The following is a 10,591-nucleotide window of genomic DNA, read 5'->3' as shown; positions in this document are numbered from 1 at the left end:
GCCAGCTCGCTGCTTCGCCGCAGCGTGTCGCTCTGGCGCAAGTCGAAGAGGATTCCCAGGAGATCGTCCCCCGTCTCGGCGGACACGCCCCCGATCAGGTCGGCCGCGTTTTCCGACTCGGCCAGGGACCGGGAGGCTTCGTCGGTCGCGCCCGTGAGCGAAAGGAAATAGACTTCGGTGCCCGTCGCCTCGTGATTCCTGCTGGCGTTGCAATGGATGCTGATCATGATGTCCGCCTGGTATTTCCGCGCGAGCTCGATCCGCCTCCGCAGGGGGATGAAATAGTCCCCGGTCCGGGTGAGAAACGCGCTCACGCCCGGGATCTGCTCCAATTCCCACCTCAGCTTCTTCGCGATCGCGAGGACGATGTCCGCCTCGGGGAGCCTTCGATAGCCGAGCGCTCCGGAATCGTCCCCGCCGTGGCCCGGATCGATCGCGACGATGAGCCGCTTCGATCTCTTGATCTCGCTCAGCTGCTGCTCCAGCTTGAGCTCGGCTTGAGGATTGGGGGGCGCCGGCACGTCGATGACGATGCGGTCCGGGACACCGTCCGCCGCGGCGAGCACGAACGCGAGCGGCGTCGTCGTCTGCTTGAGGCCGATCCGGATCACGACTCCCGAGTCGGAGACGGCCGGGAAGATGTCGGCAACCAGGCTATCCCCGACGAACTCCCCCGTCACGGCGAGCGACTTACGGACCCCTGGGATGGAGACTTCGTAGCTCGTCGGCCCCGAAAGGCGGAACTGGGGTTCGGCGGGAGGCGGGCCGGAGAGATCGAATACGAGCCTTGTGTGATCCGGCGCGGTCCAGAAGCGGATCCTCACCAGCTCGGGCGCCGGCCGGGGAGCGCGGGGAGGCGTTCTCGCAGCGTTGCGGGGAGCCGGCGGCCCGGCCCCCACGGACAAGACAGCCAATAGTCCCCAAACGGGGAGGCCCGTCCGGAGCCCCCATCTCGGGAGCCACGGGCCGGGCCTCGTTGCCGAGTGAGAACGAAGAGCCCTCAACCGGTCGCGATCATCCTTCGGGGTCCACTGCCAGGAACTGCGTCGCATCGCCTCGTTTGATCAGGAAGATGATCGGCTTCTTCGGATTCTTCGCCTTGGCTCGATCGATCGCGGCATTGTAATCGTAGACGTCCTTTACCTTCGTGTCGTTCACTTCCTTGATGATGTCGCCGCGCGTGACGCCGGCGTCATCGGCCGGGCTCCCTTGCGCGACGTCGGTGACAACGACGCCGGTCTTTTCGCGGATGTCGTTCTCCTTCGCGAAGTCCCCGGTCAAAGGCTCCACCGACAATCCCAGGATTTCCGTGGGAGGAGCGTTCCGCCGCCCGAGCAGCTTCTCATCAGGGCGCTCGCCGAGGCGAACGTAGATGTCGCGCGGCTGTCCCTCCCGGAGCACGTGCACGCGAACCCTCTTATGGACCGGCGTGTCGGCCACGAGGAGCCGGAAGTTCTGCACGTCCGAAACCTTTCTGCCGTCGAACTCGGTGATCACGTCCTTCACGCGGAACCCGGCGCTGTCGGCGGGGGTGCTCGGGCTGACGCTCGCCACGAGCACGCCCGAGACGTCCCGGAGTCCCCAGGAGTCCGCAAGCTCCGGCGTCAGCTCCTGCGGCGCGATTCCGAGCCAGCCGCGCGTCACCTTCCCATGCGCGATCAACTGACCGGAGATGTGCTTCGCCATGTTGATCGGAATCGCGAACCCGATCCCCTCGCCGGAGGGGTTGATCGCCGTGTTGATTCCGATCGCCTCGCCGTGGATGTTGAGCAGGGGCCCGCCGCTGTTTCCGAAATTGATCGATGCGTCGGTCTGGATGAAATCCTGGTAGGCGGGAGCGCCGCCGGCGATCGCTAGATTCGTCCGCCCCTTGCCGCTGATCACCCCGACCGTCAGCGTGCCCGAAAGCTCGCCGAGCGCGTTCCCGATCGCCACCGCCCAGTCTCCGATCCGGACGTCATCGGAATCTCCGAGCGGCACGGTCGGGAGATCGCCGTCGGCGTTGATCTTGATGACCGCGACGTCGGTGCTGGGGTCGGTGCCCACCACCTTCGCCTTGAACTTCCGCTTGTCGTTCAAGATGACGGTGATGTCGGACGCGTCCCGGATGACGTGATTGTTCGTCAAGATCCGGCCGTCCTTCTCGATGATGAAGCCCGAGCCGCTGCTCGGGATCCTCATCGTCCGAGGGGATCGGGGCTGGTTGGGCTGATCCGGGAAAAGGCGCTTGAAGAAGTCGCCGTACGGACCCTCGAAGTTAAGCTGGGGCGACCCTTCCGCATCGACCGTCCGCTTGGTATCGATGGTCACCACGGCGGGAAGCACTCGGTCGGCGATCTGGGTGAAGGGGCTTTCGGACGAGGTCACCGCGGGAAGGCCCGCCTCCTTCGCCTGAGTCACGGGCGAGAGGCTGAGGTTTCCCGACAGCATGAACCCCACGACGATGCCGATGACTAGGATTCCGCCCGCGAGAACGAGAACCTTCGCGGCACGGATGCTCTCCTTTGATTCCATTCCTTTCTTCCTCCGTCTACCTGCGTCCTGCGAGGACGCGGTTCCACTATTGGGTGCTGGGCTCATCGGAGACTCGGGATCGAATCGTCCTGAGCTCCTGTTCCTTGGCCGCCATTAAATCCTCGATGGATTGAACCAGCGTCTTGAGACGCAGCACTTCGGGATCTTGGGTCGGGTCCTCGAGCCTCTCCTTCGACCACAGCGCGAGCACCCGGGCGCCGAGATCGGCGTGCGCCCGGTTCCGCCCGCGGCGGAGCGAGACGAGATCCATGCGGAGCACGCCCGACCGGAGTGCCCGCTCCGCTTCCCTGCGGGCACGCTCCGACGCGGTGCGAACCTCGTCTTGAACACGATCCCAAAATTTTGAAGTGCTGGTCATAACCTCTCAATTCGCAAGCGATTGCCCTGCATCCACTTTAGGAAGGCACGGCGGCGTCTGTCAAGGTTGTAGTACCGTACCCGGGGAGTGCGGTTCCCGTTCGGGCGATGGGCCGAAGCGCGCTTGCCGGTGGCGTTGTGCCGCTTATACTGACGCGTCATGCCCGAGCCCAGATGCGCCTATTTCGTCGCGGACGCCCACCTGGGCCAGGGATCCTCCGATTCCAATCGGGGGCGGGAGCGCGATCTCCTGCGCCTGTTCGACCTTGTCCTCTCGGAGCGAGCCGCGCTCTACGTCGTCGGCGACCTCTTCGATTTCTGGTTCGAGTACGGCCACACGGTGCCGAAGCGCTACGTGGCCGTGCTGCAAAGGCTCGGCGAGCTGCGCCGCGCGGGGCTCCCCGTTACATACGTCGGCGGAAATCACGATTTCTGGATCGGAGATTACTTGAGACGCGAGCTCGACGTCGCGTTCACCGACGCTCCGCTCCCCCTCACGATCCAGGGTCGGCGCATCCTTCTCGCGCACGGGGACGGGATGGGTCCCGGGGATCGAGGCTACAAGCTCCTCAAGCGCGTGCTCCGGAACAGGCTCTCGCGTTGGCTCTTCCGCTGGATTCACCCCGATATCGGCATCCCGCTCGCCACGATGACCTCGCGCACGAGCCGCGATCACGCCCCGCGCGTCAAGCGGAGCGAAGGTTGGCTGCTGGAAACGCTCGCCCGGCCGGTCTTTCACGACGGCTTCGACGCCTTGGTGCTGGCGCACTTCCACATTCCGGTGCACCGCCGGGAAAGCGACGGGGAGCTGGTCGTTCTCGGAGATTGGATCGAGCGGAGGACCTACGCGCGGCTCGAGGGAGGCGTGTTCCGGCTCGAGGACTTCCGCGACGGGCCGGCCTCCTAGAGGCGGGCCGTGACCGAGAAGAAGTGCGAGGTACCCAGATCGGAGGATAGAGGAACGAGCGCGTAATCGAAATGAAAGCGGCTGCGGATCAACCCCACGCCGAAGCTCAGCTTCTCGTCGTCGTATCCGAACTTGGCCCCCGCCCGAAGCGCGACCCGCTCCTTGTACTCGAGCTCACCACCCAGGTGGAAGCGCGCGTCGTCGCCCCGCGCCTTGCGCACTTCCGCGCTGAGCGCTCCCTTCCCCTCGAGGCTCGGAATCGCCCGCGACAGCGAAGCCCCCGCGCGGAGGGTCCTCGGCAGCGGGAAGGATTCCGATACGAACTTCGCGTCGCCGCCCAGATTCTGCACCGCCGCGGCGAGCGCCACCCCGGTCCGCCCGATCCCCAGCCGGCCGCCTAGATCGAACGCGACCGCGGTCGCGTTCTCTTGGTCGATCATCTCGCGGATGAATTTCACCGCCACGCCGCCCGCCGCCTGCGGCGCGAAGCGGTACGCGTAGGCGCCGGTCGCGGCGAGGTCGTTGAAGCCGAAATGCCCCGTGAGGTTCCCCACGTCGTCGCGTTCCTCGAGCTCTGAGGTATAGAAGCCCGCGAGCCCGAGGCCGAACCTTCCCGGTCCCAGCGAGCCGGACACCGCCGCGAACTCCTGGCGGAAGTCCTGGATCCACTCGTTGTGCATCAGGACGACCTGAGCGCCCTCCGCGTCCGCGAGGCCGGCCGGATTCCAGTAGACCGCCGTCGGGTCGGTCGCGAGCGCGACGTACGCGCTCCCCATTCCCATGGGGCGCGCGCCGACTCCGAGCTTCAGGAAGGCGAAGCCGGCCTCACCGGCGGCGGCAAGCGCGGCCGTGGGAGCGAAGATCATCCAGAGCAGCGCGAGCGCAGTCACCTGAGAACGATGGAAACGATGCATGAAGTTCTCCTCAAGAGGAATCATCGGAGGACGGCCAATTTGGTGAACTTGACTTCGACGCCGCGGTCCGATTCGACCTCGACGCGGCATAGGTAGACGCCGCTCGCCTGGGCGGCGTGGCTCCACGGAATGGCGTGCTCGGCCGATCCGAGCAGGTCGGCAGATCCCGTCGCGGGCTCCGCGACCACGTGCCCCGTGGGATCCATGATCTTGAGGCGCACCCCGCGGGCCTGGCCCCCGAGCCGGTAATGGATGAACGTGGTGCCGGAACGCGATGGGTTCGGAAAGGCATACACCTGGGACAGGATCGAGGTCCCGGACGGAGATCCCGCCGGTGACGCCGGGAAGAAGCCGTCCCGGGTAGGCCCGTAGCGATACTGGGACCAGGCGACCGTTCCCGGGCTCACCGGGATCGACGTCGCGTGGACCTCCACCTGCACCCGGGGATCCAAGGGGACCTGATCGAAGGTCTCGATCCATTCGAGGAGCCCGTCACGGTCCAAGTCCAGGAGCATCGGAGGGGAGCCCGATCCCGTGCTCCCGAGCTGGCCGAAGCCCGCGATCCGCCGCCCGTCCGCGCGAAACGCCGGGCGGCTTCCATCCGGCAGGATCGGGATGACGTCCAGAACGCCGTCCTGGTCCACGTCCGCGATGAGCGGGGGCCAGAACCCGGTCGAGTCCGCGGGGGCAAGGACGTCCCGGGGGGCGAGCGGGTATCCGCTCCGGGAGGAGCCGCTGTAGTGCACCCCAACGACACGGCAGTCGGCTCCCATGTGAAACACTTCCGGGTAGCCGTCCCGTTCGAGGTCCCCGAGCGAGACCTCCGAGAGGGCGCCGGCCGAAAGACGCGCCGTCGGCCAGCCTGGAAGCTCCGTGGTGGTGATGTAGGTGGACGGAAGATCTCCCGGGATATGCGGCGCGAACGCGACGTGGAGCGCGTGGATCGAGCCGAAGCGGTCGGTGAGCAGCACCTCGGGGGTGCCGTCCCGGTTCAGGTCCGCGAGCACGGGCGCCGAGAACCGCCCGCCTCGGATCATGTACGCGTCGTACTGATCGGGATCGGTCGGGAGGAGCGGATCCAGGAGCATCTCCCAGTTCACGATCGAGAGCCCGCTCACCGATCCCACGCCGGTGGACAGGTTCGCGACGATCACCTCGGGCAACCCGTCACCATTCAAGTCCGCCGCGGCCGGCGGGGACGCCGTCGACCCTCCCATCGGCACCAGATAGGAGGAGATCGTGCCCGCGGAATCCCGGAATACAGAGAGGAAGGACCCGGCCAGCGCGCCGGCCGGCCTGCCCGCGATGATCTCCATCGCGCCGTCGCCGTTCAGGTCCGCTAGGATCGCTTGCCCGCGCGAAAGCCCACCCCCCGCTACCAGGACGCCGAACGTTGCCGGGTTCCCGTCCCCGTCCGCCACTTCGGTGCTGTCCGCGTGCACGGCGTAGATCGCTCCGTCCAGGGTTTGGAATACGATGTCGAGCTTCCCGTCGCCGTCGATGTCGCCGACGCAAGGGGTCTCGCTGACCCCCGCCGGGGTCGTGAGAAAGGCGTTGCGGGTCGCCGGATTCGAGTCGGAATCGCGAAAATCGGTCCCGTCCGACTTCAAGATGTAGAGCGCGCCGGTGTTGTTGAGGCGCTGGATGGGAACGATCAGCTCGGGCTTCTGGTCGCCGTCCAAGTCAACCGCCAGGGGTGGGACCCCGGCGTTTCTCGCGCGGCCTCCGATCACGACGGGCCACCCGGGCTTCTGCCCCGCGAAGGAGACGTCGAACGTCATGAGGCTCTCCGGGGCGCTGATGTTCGCGACCGAGATGCCGGTGCGGATGTGGCCGTACGCCTCCGTCGACGGCGTCGTGTCGGGGGTCCATCGGTCGCGCCAGCCGGCGCGGAAGACGTCGTCCGGGCTGCCGGAGTTGAACCCGCTGGGCGGATCGTCGAGGTCCTCGATGCCGTCTGCCTCGACGAGGTCGATCCCCTTACGGTCGCGGTCGCCGTTCACGATGTTGGGGAGGAGCCCCGAGGCGATCTTCGACTCGTCGACGTGGTAGGCGAGGATTCCCGACCCCGTGCCGTCGCCGGGCAGGAAGAAGTCGAACTCCGCCCCCTGATAACTGTCCGTGTAGAAATCGAACGAACCGTCGCCGTTTACGTCATCGAAATCGAACTTGCCGTTCTTGTTCAGATCCTGCCGGCGATTCTCGAGGAGAAAGTATTCGCTCTGCGTCACGGGGATCTGGAGGAGCCTGGGGTTCAAGCCCACCGCGCGCTCGACTTGCGAGAGCGCCACGGGCTGATCGGCGGTGATCCGCGTCGGCGCGATGAAGCCCAGGAACGCTTTGCTCCAGGCGCTCGGCTCGCAGGGGACGAATCCGTTCGCGTTCCAAACGCCCGTGGCCATGATGTCCCATGATCCCAGCCCTTGGGAGTAGCCGTTCTGGTCGGGCGTGGTGTCGTAGAGATCGGGAAGCCCGAGCTGATGCCCGAACTCGTGGCACGTAACCCCGGTCATCCCGAAGACGTAGCCGTCCTGGCTCTCGGACTCCGGCACCTCCACCACTTCTTGGATCCGATAGAAGTTTCCGGGCGAGATCGCGTCGTTCGTCTTGATTCCGAGGCCCCCGGTTGAATCGGGCAGGACGGTCTTGAAATCCTCGGGCGTCACGAACGCGGACCAGAGCTGCTGCCGGCTGTTGTCCAGGACGTCCGCCTCCTGCCCTTGGCCCGCGTGGAAGATCACGATGCTCTGGTACGGGCGGAAGTCGACTGTGGAATCGGCGAGCGCGATGAGGTCCCGGATCATGAAGACGACCCGTTCCTGAAATCGGTCGTCGTCCCCGTAGTAGGCCATCGTCTGGGGCAACGTGAAAACCGAGTCCCAGAGGGTGGGCTGGAGGGTCACCTGCCCGCCCGAGACCTGGTTCCAGTACTGATTCATGAAGAAGAGGACTCGGTTGTAGTAGGCCGAGGAGGATTCGATCGGGGTGTCGCTGAAGGACACGCGAAGCGCCAGCACCTGATAGGTGGCTTGTGTCTCGACGGAAATGCGCTCCCCGCGCCCCGGCAAGAGCGCGAAGTCGCGCCTCAAACGCGCCGTGGAAAAGCCTTCTTTGGGCCCCGGAGAACCGTGTTTTCCCGGAACGGGGGGCACGGCTGAGGCCGTCTGGGCGAGGAGCGTTAGGGAGAGCGCCAGGAGGAACGGGAGCGTCCGACTGGACCGGGGCGGGGGAAATCGCACCGCGCCAGTGTACCGGCGAATCCGCGCGCCGGTCAATTGCCCTCAGCGCCGGTTCGGCCGCTCTCCTCCGCCGTCGAGATCCTGACGATCCTTCTTCCCATCTTGATCGCGCTCGTCGCGGCCGCGATCCCCCTTGTCCCGGTCCTTGTCCTCCCGGTTCCTCGCTCCGCGATCCCCACGATCCTCGCGGTCCGGAGGCCGGCGCTCCTTAACGCCCCGGTCCTCCTCGGGGGGCCGGGCACGCTCCCGTTCCCTGTTGCCGCGATCCTCGGGAGGCCGGGCACGCTCCCGTTCCCTGTTGCCGCGATCCTCGGGGGGCCGACGCTCGCGATCCCTCACGTCTCGGCCGCCCGCGCCATCCTCCCGCCGCTGGCCGACACCGCGATCCGCAGGAGGACCCACGCGATCCCGGCGCTCCCTCAGCCTCAAGACCTCGTCGCGGCCCCTCCAGAAGCGTCCCTCGCGATAGCGGCGCAGGTCTCGAAATTCGTGCCGGACGGGTCGGATCCGCGGCTCGCGCTCCTTGCGATAGCGAAGATCGCGGTCCGGAAGGAAGCGCGTGCGAAGCGTCGTGCTCCCATCGAGCGAAGACCACTGCTGCTTCCACTGCCGATATCGCGTCGGAGCCTGAGGGCGCACGCGATAGATGTAGCGCGGGCGCACGGTGCCGACCCGGATGGGTGTGTAGTGTGCCCAGGTCGCGTCGATGCGGACGTCGAACACCGAGCATGCGGTCGTGTACGGATCGAAATAGTAGGGATGGTAGTGGCAATCCGCGCAAACGTACCGTGGGTATTCGACCCGCCGCTCGATATAGAAATACGTGTCGTCCGTCGCGAGAAGGTCTTCGCGCCCCGGAGGGGCAATGCGCCGCAGGATGCGATCGATGCCGACGTAGGGATCGCCGACGATGCGCCCCGATTCCGTGTCCTCCTCACCCTCGTAGTCGCCCTCGGGGCGCCCGCCGTCGGCGTGATCGGCGGAGAGGTACCACGGCAGATTCTCAAACGGATACGGGCTCCCCACCGCGACGACGTATTCGATCCCAGGCGGCCCGTCGGCCACAAGATCGTAGGGGTCGCTGCGCGACGGAATCATATAGGTCCGGCCGCCCTGGACGGAGGGCGGGTCCCCGGGCGCGTAGGGATAGATCAGGTGGATGTAGCCGTCGGTGTCGATGTTGTACACGAGCATGTAGCAATCCGTGCTGGCGCGGAAGTAGACCCTCATGCTCTCGCCGGGACGATAGATCCCGCCCTCGTCCTTGTTGATCCAGACGTCCGCGCCAAGACGCCGCGCCTGCGCGATGTTTTCCACCGGAACCTCTTCCGCCGCGTACGCCGCCCCATAGGGCGCTGCGACGCGCTCGGTCGCGGAGGCTTTGGGTGCCGCCGCGACGAGCGTCGTCAGAGCCAACGCGAATCCAGCCGCGATTGGTTTCATTGCGGCGCCCGCCTCGTCAGTTCAGGGTTGTCGGCGTCGATCTGGTATGCCCAATCCATAACCATCGTCGAGGCATCCCGCGATTTCACCTCGAATTTCGCGTAATGGTTGTCCCGCGTGAGAACGATGTAGCTGTGACCGACGATCGCTTCCACCTGACCATCCGCCGACCAGCCGGCGGGAGGCGCGAAATCGACATCCCGCAGCGCCACGAATCCGGCGTCCTGGATCTTGGTGTCCGGCGGCGCGTATGCCAGGAAGTGACCGTTCTGCGCACCGTAATAGACGTCTGTCGCCGAGTCGAGGGAAGAGCGTCTCGTCTGAGCCGAGAAATCCCAACCGCTCTGCGGGTCGGTCACAAACGTGTTGTTGAGCGAGACGCCGAACCCTTCGGGGCGTGGGGTGTCGAATACGTTTTCGAAGCTCAGCTCGGCGCTCTCCTGCCCCGCGAGATCCACCGCGGAGACGGCATAGAAATAGGTGGTACCGTTCGCGACGCCGGTATCCACGAAGTGTGTTTGGGGCGTCGAGCCGACCAGGCTGAAGGTGCCCGTCGGCGAGAAGTTCCGATAGACCTTGTAATAGGCGATATCGCTCTCTTGGTTCGCGCGCCAGTAGATGGTGACCTCTCCGTCACCTGTAACGCTGTAGACCCCGTCGACGGTATGCGGCGGCCGATCGATGGGGACGCCCGTGACGTTGTCGTTATGGCAGCCGAGCGAGAGCAGTACGAATGTGAGGACGAGCGCTCTTGCGAGGTTCCGAATCACGGTGCGTGCCTCCTTGGGTTCGGGACTGAGCCTTCGCTCTTGGCGTCCCAGAACCGCAAAGCACATGCCACGCCGCAAAGGAGGCGAAGAGCGCGAGCAATCGGTTGGGGTCGAAGCGGTTGGGATTTGTGGCCCGCGACGCGGACCGACTCGCCCGACGTAGGGTATCGGGAACAGTGTGGCGGAACGGAAACAGACGGCCGGAGGGCCGCTGCCCGGAGGGCTGGGTCCAGCGCTCCGCCACGAGACGGAGGCAAAAAAAAGGGAGCCCCACTTCCGAAAAAAATGAGCCCCGGTCTTGCCAGCTCTATTGGGTTACGGCTGCTTCGAACAAGGCCGGTGCTCGATCGGGCAGCTAACCCACCATCAAACGCTGGCTAGACCTGCGGGCTCTTTGGAGGTCCCCCCCTCCGGTCCTTGTCACAT

8 protein-coding genes are annotated in these 10,591 nt (G+C 65.9%); 1 reads left to right on the top strand and 7 read right to left on the bottom strand.

Going from position 1 to position 10,591, the window contains the following annotated elements:
- The 3 genes from E6K76_00560 to E6K76_00550 form a co-directional block, all read right to left on the bottom strand.
- A partial coding sequence (locus E6K76_00560) for an N-acetylmuramoyl-L-alanine amidase (GenBank protein TMQ60884.1) occupies window positions 1-1,052 on the bottom strand: 1,052 nt, incomplete at its 3' end.
- Window positions 1,015-2,580 (bottom strand): Do family serine endopeptidase, encoded by a 1,566-nt coding sequence (locus tag E6K76_00555; protein TMQ60883.1) that lies wholly within the window; start codon window positions 2,578-2,580, stop codon window positions 1,015-1,017. The genes E6K76_00560 and E6K76_00555, both read right to left, overlap by 38 nt.
- Window positions 2,561-2,893: a hypothetical protein gene (locus tag E6K76_00550; GenBank protein TMQ60882.1), complete on the bottom strand. Its 333-nt coding sequence runs from the start codon at window positions 2,891-2,893 to the stop codon at window positions 2,561-2,563. Before E6K76_00550 ends, E6K76_00555 begins: the two co-directional genes overlap by 20 nt.
- Before the next feature lie 159 nt (window positions 2,894-3,052).
- On the opposite strand from E6K76_00550, the gene E6K76_00545 reads away from it, so the two are divergent.
- Window positions 3,053-3,799, top strand: a complete 747-nt coding sequence (locus E6K76_00545; protein TMQ60881.1) for a UDP-2,3-diacylglucosamine diphosphatase — start codon at window positions 3,053-3,055, stop codon at window positions 3,797-3,799.
- Here the strand turns inward: E6K76_00545 and E6K76_00540 are convergent.
- The 4 genes from E6K76_00540 to E6K76_00525 are packed head-to-tail and all read right to left on the bottom strand — an operon-like array spanning window position 3,796 to window position 10,165.
- Window positions 3,796-5,193, bottom strand: coding sequence for a UPF0164 family protein (locus E6K76_00540; GenBank protein ID TMQ60880.1), 1,398 nt, complete (start codon window positions 5,191-5,193; stop codon window positions 3,796-3,798). The two genes, E6K76_00545 and E6K76_00540, sit on opposite strands and share 4 nt — an antisense overlap.
- The gene (locus tag E6K76_00535) at window positions 4,734-7,988 is read right to left on the bottom strand and encodes a M6 family metalloprotease domain-containing protein (GenBank protein TMQ60879.1); all 3,255 of its coding nucleotides are present in this window, start codon (window positions 7,986-7,988) and stop codon (window positions 4,734-4,736) included. The genes E6K76_00540 and E6K76_00535 overlap by 460 nt, the downstream gene beginning before the upstream one ends.
- Window positions 7,989-7,994: 6 nt before the next feature.
- Window positions 7,995-9,395, bottom strand: coding sequence for a DUF4384 domain-containing protein (locus E6K76_00530; GenBank protein ID TMQ60878.1), 1,401 nt, complete (start codon window positions 9,393-9,395; stop codon window positions 7,995-7,997).
- Window positions 9,392-10,165 carry a hypothetical protein gene (locus E6K76_00525; GenBank protein TMQ60877.1) on the bottom strand — a complete coding sequence of 258 codons (774 nt, stop codon included), beginning with the start codon at window positions 10,163-10,165 and terminating at the stop codon, window positions 9,392-9,394. The genes E6K76_00530 and E6K76_00525 overlap by 4 nt, the downstream gene beginning before the upstream one ends.
- Window positions 10,166-10,591: the final 426 nt, after the last annotated feature.

Source organism: Candidatus Eisenbacteria bacterium, from assembly GCA_005893275.1.
Classification (GTDB): Bacteria; Eisenbacteria; RBG-16-71-46; order SZUA-252; family SZUA-252; genus WS-7.
Note: the sequence above shows the minus strand (reverse complement) of the source record. Positions and strands in the feature narration are given on the sequence as shown.